The sequence below is a fragment of the Rhizobium sp. Leaf453 genome (assembly GCF_001425605.1).
Taxonomy (GTDB): Bacteria; Pseudomonadota; Alphaproteobacteria; order Rhizobiales; family Rhizobiaceae; genus Pararhizobium.
On record NZ_LMRG01000006.1, the window covers coordinates 51,071 to 71,140 of the forward strand.

Genomic DNA, 20,070 nt, shown 5'->3' on the forward strand with positions numbered 1-20,070 from the left:
TCCTTTCGGTCCCTTCGCAAGGCAACCTCCTGACTGGAACAACGAGCCGAATTTCATAGTGTTCCCTTGATTGAAGCGCGGCACCACTCGGCCTATGTACGGTCAAGGTATCGTGGCGAGCGTTAGAACACACCGCCACGGCCGACGGTGACGACATTCCTCACCTCACTTGTGACGGTTATCCGACATACACTCCGACGCTTAATGACAAGGTTTGAGAGCTTATGAGCCTAAGTATGTCAAACATCCGCAAGTCATACACAACCGTCGAGGGGACAATCGAGATTTTGAAGGGAGTCGACCTTTTTGTCGGTGCAAGCGAAAGCGTGGCGCTAACGGGCGAATCCGGAAGCGGCAAAAGCACGCTCCTCCATTTGGCTGGGGGGCTGGATCACCCTGACAGTGGGTCGGTGATGATGGCTGGGCAAGCGCTTTCCGGTTTCAGCGAACGCGAGCGTGCAAAGTATCGCCGTAAGAAGGTCGGTCTCGTTTTCCAGCAGTTTAACCTGATCCCTTCGCTTAACGTCGCGGCTAACATGTGTTTCCATGCCAAGCTTGCCGATAGGTATGATCCGGCATGGCAGCAAATTCTGACCGCGAGACTGGGATTGGAGCCATATCTTACGCGGTATCCCGAACAGCTTTCGGGTGGACAGCAGCAGCGCGTCGCGATCGGCCGTACACTGGCCGCCCGCCCGCCGCTCATTCTTGCCGACGAACCCACGGGCAATCTCGACGAGGCAACAGGCGATGCTGTGCTTGATCTGATACTTTCCTTGGCAAAAAATGCCGGGTCCGCACTTCTTCTTGTTACCCATTCGTCGCGGCTGGCAGACCGCCTTGATCGAAAGGTCGTCTTGCAAGGCGGCAGAATCGTCGAATGAGATTCACTGCATTTGCAGCGTTGTTGTCTCACTGGCGACGCAAACCGTTGCAGTTACTGACCCTTGTGACAGGGATTGCCCTTGCCACAGCCCTATGGTCGGGCGTTCAGGCCATAAACGCGGAGGCGCGAGCCAGCTACGCGCGGGCAGCGTCCGTGCTCGAGCAAGGGGGGTTGCGACAGATCGTTGCCAAGGACGGCAATGGAATTTCCATCGAAACCTACGCCAAGCTTCGGAGATGGGGCTGGAACGTCTCACCCGTTATCGAAGGCCCGTACCGTTTTGGATCTGTGCGGATCAAACTGATCGGCATTGAGCCTTTGAGTATGCCGCGGGAAGAGCAAATCAATAGCATTACGACTGCATCCGATCTCTCAGGCTTCCTCTCTGCTCGTGGCCTACTCGTCGTTTCGGCTTCCACGGCCGACAAACTCCGTGGAAATACGGTTATGAAGATCAAGGTTTCCGAGCAAGTGCCAAATGATGCCGCATTCCTGGATATAGCCGCCGCCGACCAGCTGCTGAAAGCCAATGGCAAGATCAGCAGGCTGGTTGTTGCACCCAAGCAAAGGTCTGACCTGGAGGCTATAGAGCGGCTCAGTCCCGAAGTCTCTTTGCGAGAAACTCCCGATGAACCGGATGTCAGTCGTTTGACCGAGAGCTTTCATCTCAACCTCACAGCGTTCGGATATCTTTCCTTCGTCGTCGGACTGTTCATCGTTTACTCGGCTGCGGGATTGACGTTCGAACAAAGGCGAGGAACTTTCCGGACGCTGCGCTCACTCGGGATTTCGCTGCCTGCGTTGACGACGATGCTCCTGATCGAACTGGCCGCACTTGCACTGCTGTCCGGTCTCCTTGGTGTTATCCTCGGCTATTTCGTAGCCTCCACGCTCATGCCGGGCGTCGCTACAACATTGAGAGGTCTTTACGGCGCTACCGTCCCCGGCACCTTGTCCATTCGCCCTGAATGGTGGCTTACGGGGTTGCTGATCGCTCTCGCAGGTACGGCGATTTCGTCTGCGCAGAGCCTCGGGCGAGTCTGGAAGTTGCCAATCTTGGCAGCAGCTCAACCACAAGCATGGGAGAGAGTTTCAAAAAAGAGCTTGATATTCCAGACGGTGGCCGGTTGCTCTCTGCTTGGATTGGCGATGCTCCTCGGTATTGCAGGCTCTGGACTTGTTGCAGGCTTCGGGACGCTCGGATGCCTCTTGCTCGGCGCGGCCCTTTTGTTGCCGGGGCTGCTTTCCATTATCTTAGTCATGGTAGAGCGGGTGTCGCGAGCGGCGCTCACCCAGTGGTTCTGGGCCGACACGCGCCTGCAGCTTCCTGGCCTATCGCTTGCACTGATGGCACTCCTGCTCGCACTGTCGGCGAATATCGGCGTCGGCACCATGGTTTCAAGCTTCCGACTGACCTTTCTCGGATGGCTCGACCAGCGCTTGGCAGCGGAACTCTACGTTACCGCCAAGGATGAGAACGAGGCGAAGCGACTTCGTGAATGGCTCCCCAAATATTCCACCTCAGTCCTGCCGATTTGGAATGTTGAAGCAGATGTTCTGGGTGAGCAACTTCAAATCTTTGGAGTGGTGGACGATCCTACGTATCGCGACCACTGGCCGCTGATAGTTGCGAACCACGACGCGTGGGACGAGGTCGCTTCCGGAAAAGGGGCTCTGATCAATGAGCAGATGTGGAGACGCGGCGATGCAACGTTTGGGGCGACCATCCCGATGCCCGGTAACTGGGACGCCACAGTCGTTGGTGTCTATTCCGACTACGGCAATCCAAAAGGGCAGGTTATCATCGGCATAGATTCTCTTGTTGCGCATTACCCTGACGTCCCGAAGCTTCGCTACGGCCTACGTGTTGCAGCGGAACAGGTTTCAAACCTGAGGCAGCGGCTCGTCACGGAATTTGGTCTGACTGAGACGGCAATCATCGACCAGGCTTCCCTTAAACGGCAATCAACAGCCGTGTTCGAGCAAACCTTCACCGTGACAGGAGCCCTCAACGTCTTGACGCTGGCTGTCGCAGGCTTCGCGATGTTCTCAAGCCTGCTGACGCTTTCGAGCATTCGCCTTCCACAACTCGCACCACTCTGGGCAATGGGTGTCAGAAGGCGCGATCTGGCGCTTTACGAAGTCGTCCGGACGTTGGCACTGTGGCTTGCCACCTTTGTGACGGCCATTCCTGTTGGGCTTGGTCTAGCCTGGGTATTGTTGGAGATTGTCAATGTTGAGGCATTCGGCTGGCGGCTGCCAATGACTGTGTTTCCTTTAGACTGGCTCTGGTTGGGGGCAGTTGCTCTTCTAGCGGCGCTTTTTTCGATTCTCGTGCCGGCCCGGCGTCTGGCAACAATCACCCCAGCCGAATTGTTGAGGATTTTTGCCGATGAACGCTAAAATAATGCTAGGCGCGCTGGTTGCCCTGGTGATGACCGCTTCAGCGGGTCACAGCCAGTCCCAAGGCTTTGCCGGGCTTGGCTCAGATGCCACGGGCTTTGCGATCCCCGAGCGAGGCCACCCGTTATCATTTCCCTCCGATCACGGCGCTCATCCGGATTACCGTATTGAATGGTGGTATGTGACGGCAAACCTCCAAAGCGCGGACGGCAAGCGATACGGCGTACAGTGGACGTTGTTCCGCTCAGCTCTGGCTCCGGGTACAGCTCAAAGTTTTGCGGACCCGCAGATTTGGATCGGCCACGCGGCCATCACCACGGACAACCACCAGTATGTCGCAGAGCGTCTGGCCAGAGGAGGCGTGGGGCAGGCAAATGCCACGACCCAACCGTTTGAGGCTTGGATCGATGACTGGACGATGAAGAGCGTCGCGCGGCCGCCTGCCGATGAACTAAATGAACTCCTTCTCACCGCGAACGGGCAAGATTTCGGCTACAGTCTGAACTTGAAGTCGACAGGTCCGTTGGTGCTTCAAGGGGATCGCGGGTTCTCCGTGAAGTCTGCGGACGGACAAGCTTCCTACTATTATTCGCAACCCTTCTACCAGGTAGATGGCGTGATCACGGTATCGGGCGCTGACGTCGCAGTGAGCGGGCAAGCCTGGCTCGACAGAGAGTGGTCTTCCCAGCCACTAGCTGCAAATCAAACGGGGTGGGACTGGTTTTCGCTGCACTTCGATACGGGCGAAAAACTGATGGCATTCAGGCTGCGCGATGACAAAGAAGGGTTTATCTCCGCGAATTGGATTTCGGCGGATGGCAAGACGACGCCATTGTCGAAGGGGGCTGTTCATTTGGTATCTGTACGACAAGCCAGGGTCAACGGGCGAGATATGCCGGTGGCATGGCGTATCCAGGTTCCGGGCAGGTCACTGGAGATCACAACCCGGCCATTGTTCGATCAGTCCTGGATGAGCACGAGTACGCCATATTGGGAGGGGCCGATTTCGTTCCAAGGCAGCGCGTCAGGTGTGGGGTATCTGGAAATGACTGGTTATTAGCTTTCACACAACGGCGCCTGATGACAAGTTTGCTAGGGTCGAACTGCCTTCACAGTAGGTGTACTGGAGCTTGCCGGAGGTGCATCCGTCTTCCCTTTTGCGCAGTCCCGATCAGATTAAGCGAGATGAGGAGCTTTCGCGCTTTCGCGACGATATGGCGACGATCGGTAGACTTGCGGTGTGAGGCGCTAGAAGCGCGCCGCCGCTGGGGTGCGGCAGTCCAAAGCAACTCGTAGATTTTTCAGCAACGTACGTTGGTCGCCAATTTAATGGTCATGTCCGGGCAGGGTTGTAGCCAGTTTTGATACCGGTCCCATTAGTGCCACCATTTCCAGACGGCCGAGGAACAGCCACCCGATTTGCGAGTTATCGCGCAATGACCGAGATCATCACAAACATTGAAACGATTGCGGCTGAGGCCAAACTCGCATCCGGGCTTGTCCATGTGTCGGGACTGGATACTGGGATCACACGCAAATCCGGTGCGGATGGATTTCTTTACTATCGCCCGGACGGCCGGCGAATCAAGGAAGCCGGAGAAATCAAACGGCTGAACTCTTTGGCAATTCCGAACTTTCTAACGACGTTGGCGATCCGTCGATCACTGTGCGACATGCAGGAGTTCCCAGCGCAACGTCTGTTCCATTACGCTAACCAGGGCGGGGCCGCTCGTGCGATTTCCTCGTATAACGTCAATGACTACATCCGAGAGGTAACCGGTGACGACTTAAGTTTGGAACAGTTTCGCGCGTGGGGCGCGACCTGCATGGCCGTCGAGGCGCTGGCGGCGCTCGAGGCGGCTGCGACCCAGCGCGAATTGACCCGGCAACTCAATGAAGCAGTCGATAGCGTCGCTGCGAAGCTCGTCAACACTCGTGTCGTCTGCCGGTCTTCCTATATCCATCCGGCGGTCTTCGAGGACTTCCAGTCAGGCATGCTGCGTGTTGTGCTGAAGCTCAAGACCAAAAGTGAACGGCTGCTGCAATGGCTGGACGCAGAAGAGATCGGTGTGCTGCGAGGGCTTTAAGATCGGGCTGCAGCCGCATCATAGCGTTTTTGTCAAAGCGCCTGAGTCCAGCGAGCCTTCCGCAACAGGCACGCGGGCCAGCATCACAGGGAGGGATACACCGTGAAAACATTTGGAATTGCCTATATTGCCACCCTCTTGTCGTTCCTGGCCATCGACGCCATTTGGCTCGGCGTCGTGGCTCGCAAATTTTACCAACAGCAGCTCGGCGATCTGATGCTTCCGTCACCCAACTTTGCGGTTGCCGGAGTTTTCTACCTGTCGTTTGCTGCGGCAATTGTCGTTCTAGCCGTTCGGCCCGGGCTCGCGGCGGGATCGCTTTGGACAGCAGCGGGTTACGGCGTCGTCCTGGGTCTCGCAGCCTATGGAACGTACGATATGACGAATCTCTCGACGCTGAAGAATTGGCCGGCTCCACTCAGCATCGTTGATATGATCTGGGGCACTGTCTTGACAGCGATTGCCAGCGTGAGCGGCTATGCTGTCGCGAGACATTTCGCGTAGCTCTACCGTTTCCGAGCAAACTTGTAATTTCGAATAAAGACTGGAGATTGGCTTGCGCGTGTCAGACTATTCAAGCTTCACAAGTCAGGCGTCATCGGACCCTTTCCAAATCTCAAACGCGTTAACCGCCGCAAAACTGGTCGAGATCATGCATTCCGATCCGCGTCCGCATACTTTCGTCGCTTTAACGGGGGGAACAGCGGAGCGGATCGCCAGCGCAGCAATACATCTGGGTCCGGATATCGAGGTTATCCTGTTCCCACCTTGGGACTGTCTTCCCTACGATCGCGTCGCGCCGTCCAAACAGGCGATGGGTCGGCGTATGGATGCGCTCCGTGTCTGGCTGCAATCCTCGTCTAAGCCGAGGCTGCTCATCACCTCATTGAAAGCGGTGCTGCAGCCAACCCCACCTTTTTCTGTCGTGCGGGAAAGCGAGGTCACTCTCGAGGTTGGGCAGCCATTCGATCGTGACGCATTCAGAAAATTCGCGCTTAGAACTGGTTATCTGGAGGAGGCGCTCGCTGATGAGCCTGGCGAACTCGTGTTCCGCGAGGACGTCGTTGACATTTTTCCCGCCGGTAGCCCCGTCCCGATGCGCATCGTGCTCGACGGCAGTGACAGGATCGAGGAGCTACGGTTCTACAACGCCGAGACTCAGCGAACCACCAAAACGGTCGAGCAAATGACATTTGGGCCGGCTTCCGAGCTGATCCTCAGCAGCTTCTCAGACGCCGCCGATAGCCGTCCTGCATCTGTTGAAGAGCAACTGCTGCAAGCCTACGGCACTATGCCAACGCTGGGTGATGTCGTTGACGGCAGTCTGCTCTCTTTACAGGAGGGATGGGACAGCAAACTCGACGAACTCATTGAGACCATTCAGGACGCGACAGATGCCCGTGCGCAATCCGAGTCGAGGGCGCGCCGAAAGCCAAGTCGGTTTTACCTTAATCGGGATGAGCTTCTTCGAGAACTTTCACCGTTTGACCGGTTTGACATCGATTACGCCGACGCTCGTCAACGAGGCCCGATCGAGGGGCGCAATCGTCGAAAGGCTCTGGTCACTTTTGTCGATCAGCAGAAAAAAGCGGGCCAATCCGTGGTACTCGCCGGCTGCGGTCGTTCGATGGATAATCTGGCGCGCGCCTTGGCGCGAATATCAGATGTGACGCCTGTTGATGATTGGAAGGCATGCGTTTCAGCGCCGGCGGGATCCATGTTGACACTAAAGTGTCGATTGGACCGAGGCTTTGCTGTCGACCACATTCAGGTCGTGACGACTGCAGACGTGCTGGGCGAAGAGACCGACGAAATCGATACCTCCTCATTCTTGAATGAGCCGCAAATTCAGCTTGGTGACGTCGTGGTTCACGAGGACCACGGCGTCGGCATCTTGCAGGGGCTCGAAATTCTTGATATCGAGGGGATAACTCAGGACGCGGCCCGGCTCGAATATCGCGATGGCGGCTCAGTCCTCGTGCCGATGGCCGAGTTCGGCAAGCTGTGGCGTTACGGATCGTCGCCCGAAACGGTCACACTGGACCGCCTGCACACCGAGGCCTGGGCCAAACGTCGGACCGAAATTGACAAGGACATTGAAGAAGCCGCTCGGCATCTAAAGCGGCTTGCCAAGGCTCGTCGCGAAACCACAGCAGAGGTCTTAGTCCCACCACACAAAGCTTACGCGGACTTCGTGCGGCGCTTTCCCTATGTGGAGACATCCCATCAGTCATCGGCCGTTCGAGCGGTCCTGCAGGATTTGAGCTCTGGAAAGCCGATGAATCGGCTGGTCTGCGGCGATGTCGGCTTCGGCAAGACCGAAATTGCCTTGAGGGCGGCGGCCGCAGTCGCCTTGTGTGGCGCGCAAGTGGTGGTCATAGCACCGACCACGGTTCTGGCCCGTCAGCATTATCTCACATTCGCGCGTCGGTTTGCCAATACGGATGTCAAGGTCGAAATGCTGTCGCGGGTTATCGATCAGAAGACGGCAGCTGACGTTAAAACCGGATTGGGGGCTGGAGATGTCGGCATTGTTATCGCCACGCACGCCGTGCTTGCAAAGGATGTTCGGTTCTCCCGGCTCGGGCTGCTGATCATCGATGAAGAGCACAAGTTTGGCGCGCGCGACAAACAGGCGATGAGATCTCTCTCGCCCGCATTGCATCTGCTGGCCATGTCAGCGACGCCGATCCCTCGGACGTTGCAATCGGCTATGATCGGTATTCAGGACGTCAGCATCCTTGCGACTTCGCCATCAAAACGTCGGCCGGTCAGAACCACGCTTGGACCATTCGATCGCGCTTCCATGCGTGTCGCGCTGCTGCGCGAGTCTCGCCGCGGCGGGCAGAGTTTCGTTGTTGTGCCGCAAATTGAGGACATCGACGGCGTTCACGAAATGCTGAAAGACCTCGTCGCCGAGCTATCGATCCGCGTCGCGCACGGTAAAATGAAAGCTGCAGAGCTGGACAAGGTCATGGTCGGATTTGGCGACGGGGATGGGGATGTACTCCTGTCCACCAACATCATTGAAAGCGGGCTCGATATCCCGCGTGCAAACACTATCTTCATCTGGCGGGCCGATCGATTTGGCCTGGCGCAGTTACACCAACTGCGGGGCAGGGTCGGGCGTGGTCAGATACAAGGCTTAGCCATGCTTTTGGCAGACAATGAGATTTCGGGTGAAACGCGGGCTCGCCTGTTGACCATGGAGGCCTACGATCGCTTGGGCGCGGGCTTCGCGATGAGCATGCAGGATCTCGATATGCGTGGCGCCGGCGATATTACCGGAGACGATCAGGCAGGGCACATGAGACTGCTCGGCGTCAGTCTTTATCAAAAACTCCTGGAACGCGCGGTACTAGCCAACGGCAAACGGGGATTTCGTGAGCAACAGGATGTGGCAATCAATATTGGCATCACCCAATCGATACCTGAAGACTACGTGTCGGACGGTACGGTACGGCTCAACCTCTATACTCGACTGCTTCGCGCGGGTGATCAGGATGCGTTGGATGAACTGGAAGACGAGTTCGACGATCGCTTCGGCGAGCTCCCTGATGAGGTCTCCACACTCATCCGCCTTGCCAGACTTCGCGTTGCAGCCGCGGCGTATGGTGTCTGCAAGATCGATGCTGGACCACGCGGTTTGGCAATGAGTTTTGCGTCAAAGCCCACCGTTAAGCAGCGCAACACGCTGACGAAGTTCTGTCAGGCCGAGTACCGCGATGAGCGGCTCGTGTTCACGGTCTCTATGGATGACGGCCCACAGCGCCTTTCACTACTGGAGAAGGTCTTCCGACAATCGGCAACCTAACACGCAGTTGGCCACGGGGGGAACTTCCTGCTTTATTGACCGTTTTCTCAAAACGATAAAGGAGAAAACGTGTGGCGTATATCGAAGATGAAAACGAAAAAGTCTGGGAGCTCGCTGAAAAAATCGGGTTCTGCATGCTTACCACCCAATCCGGTTCGGATCTGAAGGCAAGGCCAATGTCCTCTCATGGGGAGCGGATCGAGAATGCCTTCTATTTCTTAACGGATGTGGACAGCCATAAGGATGACGAGGTGGCACTGCACCCGAATGTCTGTCTGGCGTTTGCCGACTCGAAGGGACAAAAATATGTGTCCATCTCCGGGGTCGCCGAGGTGCAAAACGATCGCGAGAAGATCCGCGACCTTTGGTCGACACCTGCAAAGGCTTGGTGGGACAGCGCCGACGATCCGTCGATCCGCATCCTGAAGGTCACCCCAAGCTCGGCCGAATACTGGGACAGCCCCGGCACCGTGATCAGCTACATCAAGATGGCGGCGGCGGCAGTTACCAACACGCGACCCGATCTGGGCGACAACGCCAAGGTTGAGATGTGATTGCAATGGCGGGCAGACCATGCCCGCCAGTTCTCTCAGATCCTGACTTATTCGATGAGGGCCAGCGATGACGGAAACGTTCAAGCCAACAGCAGCGGTTGCCAAGCAGGCGGCAAAAGGGTTGGAGCTGCGCGAGAAATTCAATCGTGGCGGCACGGAGATCGGCGTGGCGAGGGCTCGCGATCTCAAGAACCAGCGCGAGCTCAGCGTCGACACGGTCAAACGGATGAAGAGCTACTTTAAGCGGCATAAGGTGGACAAGCGTGCCAAGAATTTCGGCGACGACGACAATCCGTCCGCCGGCTACATCGCCTGGCTTCTCTGGGGCGGGGACGAGGGTCGTGACTGGGCGTACAGCAAACTGAAATAACCTAGTCGGCTTGGTGCCAAACAGTTTTAGGAGATATCAGCATGGCAAAGACGCTCAGCAAGGGCGACAAGGTCGAATGGCAAACCAGCCAGGGCAAGACCCAAGGTAAGGTCGTCAAAAAACAGACCACCTCGACAAAGATCAAGGGCCATGAGGTCAAGGCTTCGAAGTCGGATCCGCAGTACATCGTCGCAAGCGCAAAGACAGGCAAGCGGGCCGCTCACAAGCCCGGCGCTCTACATAAGGCGTAGGAGCTTGGTTGTTGCTCCCGATTGAATTCGTCAGGTTGCTTGTCAAAGAAGCCACTTGGCCTGAGCGTCGCCGAGCACCTCAGTCAGAATGCATGCCGAAGTCGAAGTGCTTTTCAAGCTGCCACGGGGGTTCGTGTATCTTCACACATCCATGCCTCAACTTTTGCCGCTTGAACCGTTCGCCGCGCGTCAGGAGATCCTTGCCCAAACGCTTCCTGCCCTCTCCATCCAGCGCCAGATTGCTCCTACACCAGAGCCGGCTGCGAACAACAAAGTATCGGCCGTTCGGTGTTACTGAGTATCCTTTGCTCTTGGTTCGCGACGTCATCGGCGGGCCTAGGGCAGGCAGACGGGCCAGGCGGACCCGCAAGTCAGTTACCACTGGATGGCTCTCCTCTATAGGCCTAAAACCACCGGACTGCGTCGCGTCAAACTGCTCAATGACCCTTTCAAAGCCACCCTTTCGAAGGCCTCGGGACAACAGCTATGACGATCGCGCCGCCACCGTCCTGGGATGAAGAGTTACCTCAATTGCTTGCGTGGAAGTCCGGGCGATCCCTAGCAAAGTTTTGGCAATTTGCGCTGCCTTGGCCGCGCGGTAGGGTATCCAGCCGTCATGGCGAATGTCCCCGATCGACCCCACCCGATCTGACACTCTTCCGCAATAATTCGTTCACCATTCAACATGAGTGCCTTAGACTCGCACGTGGCTCGGCAGTTGGCACGGGTCAAGCTTTTCCGAGCGATCATTTCCTCATTGACACCGCTTGTCTGACTATCGCGCGATTCACCCAAGTGTACTCAAAAAATTGTACACTGGAATTTTTGTCTTTGCGCTGTCTGGGAACTGATCAGTCTGCTGCGCGTTTGCTGCGAAACTGAATAACTGGAGAGCACCCATGCCGGACGATCAAGACCTTTCTCGTAGTGCCATCGACAGTCCGAAAGCCTCAAAAACGCAGTTTACCCAAGGCGGAAGCCCGGCATATTTGGCGATTTTGGAAGCTTTGAAGGCCGACAATCCGCAAGATGTGTCCAAGCCGAATTTATCGGTCATGATGATGCAAGCGCAACAAGGTCGTGCTTAGCCTACCTGTTTTGCTGGGGGAACACACGTCGGTCTGACAAGACCCACCATCTGAGGCCTCGTAATTGTCGATGAAGCGGAGAAGCCGGGCGGCTCCTCGATGGCATCTGCAAAATCCGTCAAATTCCGCAGTGAAGTTTCCTTCCCCGGCAAGTTCATCAGGGCTAAATCACTAGTCCACTTCTCCGGTCAAATTCGAAGCACTCCACCCTCTCAAGCGGCATTCATCCACGTCAACATTAATCACTAAATGTTCCTCGCGCGCCGAGATACTCCTGCGCTAGATGGTGAATCGCCTCCTCAGCGATGTCAAGTGGCCAGCCGACGCTCTCAGCTCTGTGGGCAAGCGCTATGAATGCCTCCGGTATATCAGGGCCGGCTGCAGCCTCGACGCTGATGTTGGCCATCGAGACAAGATCGTCGAAGGACTGCTTAAGGGCTTCGGCTGCGCGCTTGACACTTACATCGCCGACCGGTCGGGCAATTGATTGCATTGGTGGCATGATCTTTTCCGTTAGCTATGGATGATTGTTCAGAGAGCAGTCACCGACTTTTCGGTTGGACGAAACAACGTAGGGACAAATAAACGCCCAGATGCCAACCGTTTGACGTCGTTAACTGGGGTGAGCCGAAGAATGTTCCATGACGAAAGAATAGACCAACCATTAATTTCGCACGCCCCTTCAGTCCTATAGCTTTACTTTGACGGGGCATCTTATTGTGTGAAGGAGAGGGCTACTAATGAAAGGCAAAGCGGTCAGATGTAACGGCCAGACGGAGCACCGAGAAACTGCAGGGGGCGCGTCTGATCGGCAAAAATCGCGCCGCCGCGTTCCCGACCGAGACCATAAGGGCATCAGAACTTCCGACTGAGGAAGAGGGAATGTCGTTCGCCGAAACGCCACAAGGTGTCAGTCGCTTTTGAAATGCCAATCCGCTTGCCCACCACAAGCTCAGGTGCACTTTCGGGATAAAGAAGTTCAAAACTTGCCTCGCTCAGAGACATGCCATCGTAACGTCCGTCGACAGCGAGTGCCTCGCATAATCGTCCGGGGCCACTGCAAAGTTTATGCAAGCTCACTTTGCCACGTCGCTGCTGCATGACGTCAATCCCCTTTTTTGGGCACAAGGCACGGATCAGAACGGCGCTTCCCGGCTGGCAAACAAAGTTCAAACACCAGTGGAGCCCATATGAGCGATAGACATAGATGCTCCCTGGCTTTTCAAACATCGAGCCGTTTCGCGCTGTCCGTCCACGAAAACTGTGTGAGGCAGGATCCGCAACGCTATAAGCTTCCGTCTCGACAATGACACCGCCCACTCCATCGATAAGAAGGCTCCACCCGACAAGATCGGGAGCAACACATTCAGCCGGGCGATCGAAGAGCGCCGTTGTCGGGCTCCCGTCAGAGTGTACGGGCGTCATCGGTTTCTAACCGTGTTCTCTTAGAATATGCGCTTGCGCTTCAAGTAAGGCCGCAACCTCCTCAACCGGCATGTGTGTAACGCAGAGATGGATCGCACATTCGAGAAAGTGGATGGAAGAACGGCGAAGATAGACCGCGCTCTGCTCGTTTGCGATATCGTCGAGCGAACGAGATCGTTTGGTCGGCTTTCTTGGCATCGCGTTGCTCCTCTGCTACAATCATCCCTTCTTGTTGCCGTTGGGATGGCCGAGATTTCACCTGTCGCCTGGATGCTTATGGCGTGCGACGGATCGTGTCGGTTCAAATAAAAATGCCGCGTCCCGGATTGCGCCCAAGCGCGATCCGAGAGAACGGCATTACCCAGTCCCTCGATTTCGGCTTGCAATAAGCGACCGATAAAGCGTTGAATACTGCCGTGCGCTTCGATTCCAGCTGAAGTTTGCCTTCATGGCCTGGGCCTGAAGCTGCCTCCAGAAAGGCTGATGTTCGAATGCACTCAGAGCGCGGTCGATGGCGTGATAAAAATCTTCGACGGACCCGGGTTGAAACTGGAAGCCGGTTGCGACCTTCGCTTCCATCGCTGCTTCATTTGCGTCGATAATGGTTTCAGCAAGCCCACCTGTTCGAGCAACAATCGGGATGGCGCCATAGCGCAAGGCATAAAGCTGCGTCAACCCACATGGCTCGAACCGCGACGGCTGCAGGACGATGTCGCTGCCGCTGTGAAGCAGGTGCGCGTCTGGTTCGTTGAACCCGACATGAACGACGACCCGGCCCGCGTACTGCCTTGCGAAATCGACAAGAGGGGCGATCATCGCGCCCTCGCCCTGGCCATAAACGATCAATTTGGCACCACGGTCAACAATGCCGGGTATGACGGGTTGCAGGAGGTCGATGCCCTTCTGCCACGTCAAACGACTGACAACGGATAGAATTGGCCCACCGTTCTCGATAAGCCCGAACCGTTGTCCAACCGCGGACCGGTTTGAGCGGCGTTTTTCGACTGACGTGACGTCATACTGTGCAGGGATGTAAGGGTCAGTCGCTGGGTTCCAGAGCTCCTGATCGATGCCGTTGACGATGCCACGAAGATTGTTCCGCCGGGTCGACAGTAAGCCGTCCATACCCATGCCGAGCTCAGGCGTTAAAATTTCTCGCGCGTAGGTCGGGCTGACGGTTGTGATAACCTCGCTCAGTGCGATGCCTGCCTTCAAGAAGCTGATATCTCCGTAATACTCCATAAATCGTCGATCAAAGTAGCGTGGGGAAAGGCCGAGCGCCGGAAAGATTTGGGCGGCAAACTGTCCTTGAAAAGCGAGGTTGTGGATGGTCAGCACCGTAGGCGTTCGCAGACCCATGTCATTCAAGTAGGCGGCGGTCAGCGCAGTTTGCCAGTCATGGATGTGAACAATATCCGGCTTCCAGTCTTGGAGGATCCCCGCCGCCACTTCAGCCGCAGCTTTGGATAGCACCGCAAACCGCTTCCAGTTATCGCGGTAATCTTCGCCATGGACGTCAACGTAAGGCCCACCGTCGCGCTCATAGAGCGCCGGGCATTCCAAAAGGAGAAAGCTGTCGCCATCGAATTCACCCCGAACTAAAGTCGCATGTTCACCGAGTATAAACAGCGTTGCAGCCTGTTGCACCCTTTGGAGCTTTTCACGGACTCCTCGATAGCCAGGAAGCAAGGTTATTGTGGAGACGCCATGTCCCTTGAGCGCTTTGGGCAATGCCCCTGTGACGTCTGCCAGTCCGCCCGTTTTGATGAGGGGGAACACCTCCGATGAGACAGACAGAATAGCAAGCTGTTGGCCGACGGAGCTTCGTAACTGTAGTCCGGCTGTAGTATCCTTGATCTCTTGTGGCTGGGTGAGGCGAGCGTGTAATGCGGGATCGTCGGCGCTGGTATTCATTCTCGTCGACGCTCGAGGCGTCAAGGGGTCGAAAACATGCGCGGTCAACGGAAATTGATCGGTTGTTTTCATGAAGGTAACCCAGATTAAGGCGACGCAGCAAAGTTGACATTGAATTGCCGCCGACGATTTTGCCGCAGGTGACAACCATGTCGCCCATTGAATGTTCCAACTCCCAAATCGATTCATGCCCGTGGCCGACGCTGCCAGACATCGAGAGCCTCAGCTGTGGCATCGCAGCGCACGCGCGCGATGACCTTTAGTCAAAATCCAGTCGCAGGAGCCTGTTCGTCTTAGTCGATGGCAGGTGCAGTGGCACCTGAGGATCACATTTTGATCCAGTCGCCTTTAATCGAGATGCTGCAAAAAAAAGCGTCTCGATTCAGAGCGGTCCAAGGAACCTTCTCGGCTCATCTCGGTTCATGGGGACCGCAAAAATAAGGAGTATCCTATGGGAAATGACTGGAACAAGTGGCTGCAAGAGCGGGCCTATGCACTGTGGGAGGGGGCCAATCGTCCCGACGGGCGGCATGACGAGCACTGGCGGCAGGCCGAAGAGGAGTTGAGGCAGTTTGCGCCTCCGTCAGACGAACAGACCAAAACCGACAAGGTGCGCGTCGAGAAACCGACTTCCGACTAAATCGATCTTTTCGCGCAGACAGAAATGACGCGCGTTCGCATCCTTCGCCGTCCGGCCACCGGGCGTCCACATCCCTTTTTGCACTCCTGAACCCGACGGTGGAACATGGACCTAGCCTTTTCCCAGCTCGACTATCTGAAACCTGAACTTGGTGCCGAATATACTGGGGACGGCATTTATTTTTCCGTCTTCTCCGCCCATGCAGAACAGATGGACCTCTGCCTCTTTTCCGAAGATGGCAAGCAAGAAATCGCGCGGATGCCGCTTCCCAGGCGCGAGGGCGATATCTGGTCTGGCTATATTGCCGGCCTCAAGCCCGGCACGGTTTACGGCTATCGCGCCCATGGGCCGTATGATCCCGACCAAGGGCATCGCTTCAATCCGAACAAACTCCTGCTTGATCCCTACGCCAAGCAGATTGCCGGTGAACTGATCTGGGACGATGCGCTCTACGGGTACGGCATCGGCAACGCCAACGAGGATCTATCTTTCGATGAGCGTGACAGTGCGCCCTTCATGGTCAAGGGTGTGGTGCAAGATACCGATTTCGATTGGGATGGCGACCAGAGCATTCGCCGGCCCTGGACCGAGACGATCATCTACGAGGCCCATGTCCGTGGATTGACCATGCTGCATCCGAAAGTGCCCGACGAGTTGCGCGGGACCTTTCTCGGCATGTGCAGCGATCCGATCGTGGAGCATCTCGTCAAGCTGGGCGTTTCGGCCGTGGAGGTGCTGCCGATCCACTATTTCCCGGATGACCGCTATCTGACGGAAAAGGGGCTGCGGAACTATTGGGGCTACCAGTCGCTCGGCTTCTTCGCGCCACAGCCGCGTTATCTCTCAAAATCGCGCATCATTGAGTTCAAGACCATGGTGAAGCGCTTCCATGCCGCCGGCATCGAAGTGATCATGGATGTCGTCTACAACCATACAGCCGAGGGCTCGGAGCGCGGCCCGACGCTGAGTTTCCGCGGCCTCGACAATCTGAGCTACTACCGCCTCTCGCCGGACGATGCCCGCCATACCTATGACACAACGGGCACCGGAAACACGCTGAACCTTGCTCACCCGATGGTCATGCGGATGGTGCTGGACAGCCTTCGTTATTGGGTCGGCGTCATGCATGTAGATGGCTTCCGTTTCGATCTCGCCAGCACGCTGGGGCGAACACGCCATGTCGAGTTCGACCGCGACGGCGCCTTCTTCCATGCCATCCGGCAGGACCCGGTTCTGGCGGGCGTCAAGCTGATCGCCGAGCCCTGGGATGTGGGCGATGGCGGTTATCAGGTCGGCGGCTTTCCCTATCCGTTTCGCGAGTGGAACGACAAGTATCGCGACGACGTCAGGCGTTTCTGGAAGGGTGACGAGGGTCTGGTGCCCAGGCTGGCCGAGCGGGTGAGCGCCTCTGCAGTCCAGTTCAACCACTCCGACCGAGGCGCAACGGCATCGGTCAATTTCCTCAGCGCCCATGACGGCTTTACGCTAGCCGATACGGTGTCCTACCGCGACAAGCACAATGAGGCCAATGGCGAGGAAAACCGTGACGGCCATTCCGATAATCAATCGGACAACATGGGTATCGAAGGCGAAACGGACGATGCAAATATCAAGGACGCCCGGTTGAAGCGCCGTCTCAACATGATGGCGACGCTGCTCTTGAGCCAAGGCGTGCCGATGATCCTGTCCGGCGACGAGATGGGCAACAGTCAGAACGGCAACAACAATGCCTATTGCCAGGATAACGAGATCAGCTGGATCGATTGGGACGGCGATAAGGAAAACTTCTTCGATCTTTGCAGCCAACTGATCGGCTTGCGCAAGGAACATCAAAGCCTCCGGCCGGAGCGGTTTTCGAACGACGAGGACGGACCAAACCACATCGACTGGTACAAAGCCGATGGAACCTTAATGGACGAGGTTTCTTGGCAGGAGCCGGAAAACCGTATTCTCGGCGCGAGCTTTGTCGCACGCGCAACGGAAAGCGATCCGCCTGTCGTAAGTGACCGGTTGCTGGTCATCTTCAATGCTGGCGGCGAAACGGAGTTCACGTTGCCAATGTCGGATGAGGGGCACAAATGGAAAAGGGTTCTCGATACGCGTGCCGATCACCCCTTCCATTCCGAAGAGATCCAAGGAGCCGTTTCTGTACGGGCGGAAAGCGTCATGGCCTTTGCCATCTGACTTGGCAATGATTCGATGTTAGCTACCCCGGATTATCGTATGATCAGGGTGACCGGCGCAGGTCTTGGATTCTAAATCGTTCCAGTGAAACGGTGTAGCATAGGAGGTCATAAGGACCGACCTTCGACCGATCGAATGGATGTACCACCGGCCCGCTAGCGAAGCACTAGCTTCAGTCTGTTGAACATCAGGCGTCAATAACCCGAAGGCCGTTCTCATTGAGCGACGACAGGAATTTGCTGCGAGTGGTGTCGGTTGCTGCCTGACCCTCAAGCACAGCTTTACACGCCTGCACGGCTTCATCGTAGCGTGAGCCAAATTTGTCTGGAAAGATCGAGACCAGCGCTTCAAGGGCTTCTCTTGGACCGTTTACAGAATAGGCGTAACCATCGGAGGTTTCAAATTGAATAGGGGTAGGCCAAAGGTGCTGGCTCATATGCGAACCTTTCGTCGATTGATGTCAGTTCAAAACCCACAGCAGCACCATTCGTTCCGCAACAAGTAGATCAGGCGGGCTCCCGATTGGTGAAGCGGGCATTGCCAAGGCCGGTGCCGATCGTCATGACGCCCCAGCGGGATACATCTTCCATGAAAGGAAGCTGCGAAAGCCCCTGAACGACGGCATCATTGTGCATCATCACAAAGGTTTTGTGATCCCGGATGGTCGGAATGGCCTTGATTATGGCGGTCGGCAAATTGAAGTGGTCGCTTTCCCAATTACCGCCGGGCAGGTTGTGCGCGCCGCGTTAGATTGCGCCATCTGGATTGATGATACCGGGGCAGGCGATGCCGATCAGCGGTGCGAGCTTGAGCTTGTCAGCCTTGGAAATGAGGTCGTTGAGCATATCGGCGAGGCGTTCGATGGCTGCACTTCGGCTGGGTTCATCGTCCACATGTCGCCAGATATCGGAATGGCGAACGGCAGCATCCACGATGCGGTTCTTTTCCCGAGCGAATTCCACGATGCCGGCCCGCATATTGGTTCCGCCGATATCGACGGCGAGGATCGCGTTATGCCCCTTCAGCATCCAGGAGGGCATAAGATGCACCGAGCCGATCAGGCCGGCGTCATCTGGATGGTGGGTGATCGGCACAAGATCGACATTCACGCCATCGGCGTGCAAGAGCATTTTTGTGCGAACGATCGTGATCTCTCCGGCGCGGCCCTCCCGAAAACCGCCGCCGACAACGATGCGTTCGGTCTTGGTCCAGGGTTGGAACGCCATGTACTTGATGATGACATCAGCGAAATCGCGGGAAAAATCCTCGATCGCGGCCATGGCCAACGCCACCCCTGCAGGGTCCGTGCCTTCAAGCAGGGCATCTACCTTCTTTTTGGACACGGATTCGGCAAGATTTTTTCCGAGCGGGTCGTCGTTGTAGTCCCGCAGCACCTTGCGCCACTCATGAAGCTTGGCCTGAAAGGCGCCCTTGTTAGCCTTGTCGCCGATGAAATGGCCGCGCTCGCGCGCCTCGTTATTGTAATCATCGACCAGAACGGATGGCAGTTCGACCGCGCCGTGACCGAGAGGTGTGTGTCCCTGCGGTTTTTGCGCAGCGCGTGTTTGTGCCATTGAGAAGCCCCTCGGGTAAATTCAGCCGCAGTCACAACGTCTTTGCCTGCCAGATGTTCCCTTGCCGGGACCGCGGCGCGGGCTACTTGTCGTGATAGTCAGAGCCGGAGGATGGATCGTGCAGGATGACGATGTGACAGTACCAATGCTGGAGGCCTTGCTGGCGTCACCCGTCGAGTGGGCCTTGTTTCTGGACATCGACGGGACGCTCCTCAATCTCGCGCCGACACCGGATGCGATCGAGGTTCCCATGGAATTGCCCGGCCACCTCAACCGGCTGCACCGGAAGTTGGGTGGAGCCATGGCGCTGGTGACCGGGCGCTCGCTTGATTACGCCGACCGGCTGTTCAAGCCCTATGCCTTTCCCCTTGCGGGCTTGCATGGGGCCGAGTTTCGCGATGCTGGTGGGATTTCGGTCGTTGTGGAAACTGATGCGTTTCAGGCGCTGAAGCATCTTCTGGTGAAGGAGGCGGAAGCCTATCCCGGGGTTTTGATCGAGGACAAGGGAGCGGCCGTTGCCGCGCACTACCGTCTGGCGCCGGATTACGAAAAGGTGCTGGAGGAGCGCATGCATTATTACGCCGAGCTTGCCGGACCCGAATGGGCCCTACAGCTCGGCAAAATGGTGTACGAGTTACGTCCGGCCCGCGCGAGTAAGGGAGATGCGGTCCAGCGCTTCCTGCAGGCGGAACCGTTCAAGGGCCGGCTACCCGTCACGATCGGAGACGATCTGACGGACGAGGCCATGTTTGCCGTCGCAAATGCCCGTGGCGGGCTCTCGATCCGCGTCGGTACGATCGAGGCGCCGAGTTGCGCCGGAAACCGTCTCTCGTCACCGGCTCTTGTCCGCAGTGTGCTGAAGACAATGGCGGCCTGAAGG

At 56.7% G+C, this 20,070-nt stretch carries 17 protein-coding genes and 1 pseudogene; 13 read left to right on the forward strand and 5 right to left on the reverse strand.

Going from position 1 to position 20,070, the window contains the following annotated elements:
- Positions 1 to 224 precede the first annotated feature (224 nt).
- From ASG68_RS08915 to ASG68_RS08960, 10 genes are all read left to right on the forward strand, one after another.
- A complete protein-coding gene (locus tag ASG68_RS08915) occupies positions 225 to 884 on the forward strand; it encodes an ABC transporter ATP-binding protein (protein ID WP_062601809.1) in 660 nt (219 codons plus the stop codon).
- Complete coding sequence (locus ASG68_RS08920) at positions 881 to 3,289, forward strand: ABC transporter permease (protein WP_062601807.1); 2,409 nt, start codon at positions 881 to 883, stop codon at positions 3,287 to 3,289. The genes ASG68_RS08915 and ASG68_RS08920 overlap by 4 nt, the downstream gene beginning before the upstream one ends.
- Positions 3,290 to 3,293: 4 nt before the next feature.
- Positions 3,294 to 4,349: a lipocalin-like domain-containing protein gene (locus ASG68_RS08925; protein ID WP_413814002.1), complete on the forward strand. Its 1,056-nt coding sequence runs from the start codon at positions 3,294 to 3,296 to the stop codon at positions 4,347 to 4,349.
- Positions 4,350 to 4,725: 376 nt separating this feature from the next.
- Entirely contained in the window at positions 4,726 to 5,376 is a 651-nt protein-coding gene (locus ASG68_RS08930) for a hypothetical protein (protein ID WP_062581224.1), read from the forward strand.
- A gap of 102 nt (positions 5,377 to 5,478) precedes the next feature.
- A complete protein-coding gene (locus ASG68_RS08935) occupies positions 5,479 to 5,880 on the forward strand; it encodes a DUF2177 family protein (RefSeq protein ID WP_062581227.1) in 402 nt (133 codons plus the stop codon).
- 58 nt (positions 5,881 to 5,938) lie between these two features.
- Complete coding sequence (locus ASG68_RS08940; RefSeq protein WP_244484188.1) at positions 5,939 to 9,190, forward strand: DEAD/DEAH box helicase; 3,252 nt, start codon at positions 5,939 to 5,941, stop codon at positions 9,188 to 9,190.
- Positions 9,191 to 9,261: 71 nt separating this feature from the next.
- A complete protein-coding gene (locus ASG68_RS08945) occupies positions 9,262 to 9,744 on the forward strand; it encodes a pyridoxamine 5'-phosphate oxidase family protein (RefSeq protein WP_274534205.1) in 483 nt (160 codons plus the stop codon).
- 67 nt (positions 9,745 to 9,811) lie between these two features.
- Entirely contained in the window at positions 9,812 to 10,114 is a 303-nt protein-coding gene (locus ASG68_RS08950; protein WP_062581229.1) for a hypothetical protein, read from the forward strand.
- 41 nt (positions 10,115 to 10,155) lie between these two features.
- Positions 10,156 to 10,365, forward strand: coding sequence for a DUF2945 domain-containing protein (locus ASG68_RS08955; RefSeq protein ID WP_062581231.1), 210 nt, complete (start codon positions 10,156 to 10,158; stop codon positions 10,363 to 10,365).
- Between the two features lie 899 nt (positions 10,366 to 11,264).
- Positions 11,265 to 11,453: a hypothetical protein gene (locus ASG68_RS08960; RefSeq protein WP_062581233.1), complete on the forward strand. Its 189-nt coding sequence runs from the start codon at positions 11,265 to 11,267 to the stop codon at positions 11,451 to 11,453.
- Between the two features lie 238 nt (positions 11,454 to 11,691).
- On the opposite strand, the gene ASG68_RS08965 is transcribed toward ASG68_RS08960, so the two are convergent.
- From ASG68_RS08965 to glgA, 3 genes are all read right to left on the reverse strand, one after another.
- On the reverse strand, positions 11,692 to 11,955 hold the full coding sequence (locus ASG68_RS08965) for a hypothetical protein (protein ID WP_156373616.1): 264 nt from the start codon (positions 11,953 to 11,955) through the stop codon (positions 11,692 to 11,694).
- Positions 11,956 to 12,308: 353 nt separating this feature from the next.
- Positions 12,309 to 12,878 (reverse strand): DNA-3-methyladenine glycosylase, encoded by a 570-nt coding sequence (locus ASG68_RS30395; protein WP_062581235.1) that lies wholly within the window; start codon positions 12,876 to 12,878, stop codon positions 12,309 to 12,311.
- 357 nt (positions 12,879 to 13,235) lie between these two features.
- Positions 13,236 to 14,864 (reverse strand): glycogen synthase GlgA, encoded by a 1,629-nt coding sequence (gene glgA / locus ASG68_RS08970; protein WP_244484161.1) that lies wholly within the window; start codon positions 14,862 to 14,864, stop codon positions 13,236 to 13,238.
- A gap of 379 nt (positions 14,865 to 15,243) precedes the next feature.
- On the opposite strand from glgA, the gene ASG68_RS08975 reads away from it, so the two are divergent.
- Both ASG68_RS08975 and glgX read left to right on the forward strand, forming a co-directional pair.
- Positions 15,244 to 15,432, forward strand: coding sequence for a DUF2934 domain-containing protein (locus ASG68_RS08975; protein ID WP_062581237.1), 189 nt, complete (start codon positions 15,244 to 15,246; stop codon positions 15,430 to 15,432).
- Between the two features lie 105 nt (positions 15,433 to 15,537).
- Positions 15,538 to 17,616 carry a glycogen debranching protein GlgX gene (gene glgX / locus ASG68_RS08980; protein ID WP_062601801.1) on the forward strand — a complete coding sequence of 693 codons (2,079 nt, stop codon included), beginning with the start codon at positions 15,538 to 15,540 and terminating at the stop codon, positions 17,614 to 17,616.
- A 187-nt stretch (positions 17,617 to 17,803) separates the two neighbouring features.
- Here the strand turns inward: glgX and ASG68_RS08985 are convergent, their stop codons facing one another.
- Both ASG68_RS08985 and ASG68_RS08990 read right to left on the reverse strand, forming a co-directional pair.
- On the reverse strand, positions 17,804 to 18,052 hold the full coding sequence (locus ASG68_RS08985; protein WP_062581241.1) for a DUF982 domain-containing protein: 249 nt from the start codon (positions 18,050 to 18,052) through the stop codon (positions 17,804 to 17,806).
- A gap of 70 nt (positions 18,053 to 18,122) precedes the next feature.
- Positions 18,123 to 19,190: pseudogene (locus ASG68_RS08990) on the reverse strand (ROK family protein).
- A gap of 145 nt (positions 19,191 to 19,335) precedes the next feature.
- Here ASG68_RS08990 and otsB point away from each other — a divergent pair.
- The gene (gene otsB / locus ASG68_RS08995; protein ID WP_062581244.1) at positions 19,336 to 20,067 is read left to right on the forward strand and encodes a trehalose-phosphatase; all 732 of its coding nucleotides are present in this window, start codon (positions 19,336 to 19,338) and stop codon (positions 20,065 to 20,067) included.
- Positions 20,068 to 20,070 lie beyond the last annotated feature (3 nt).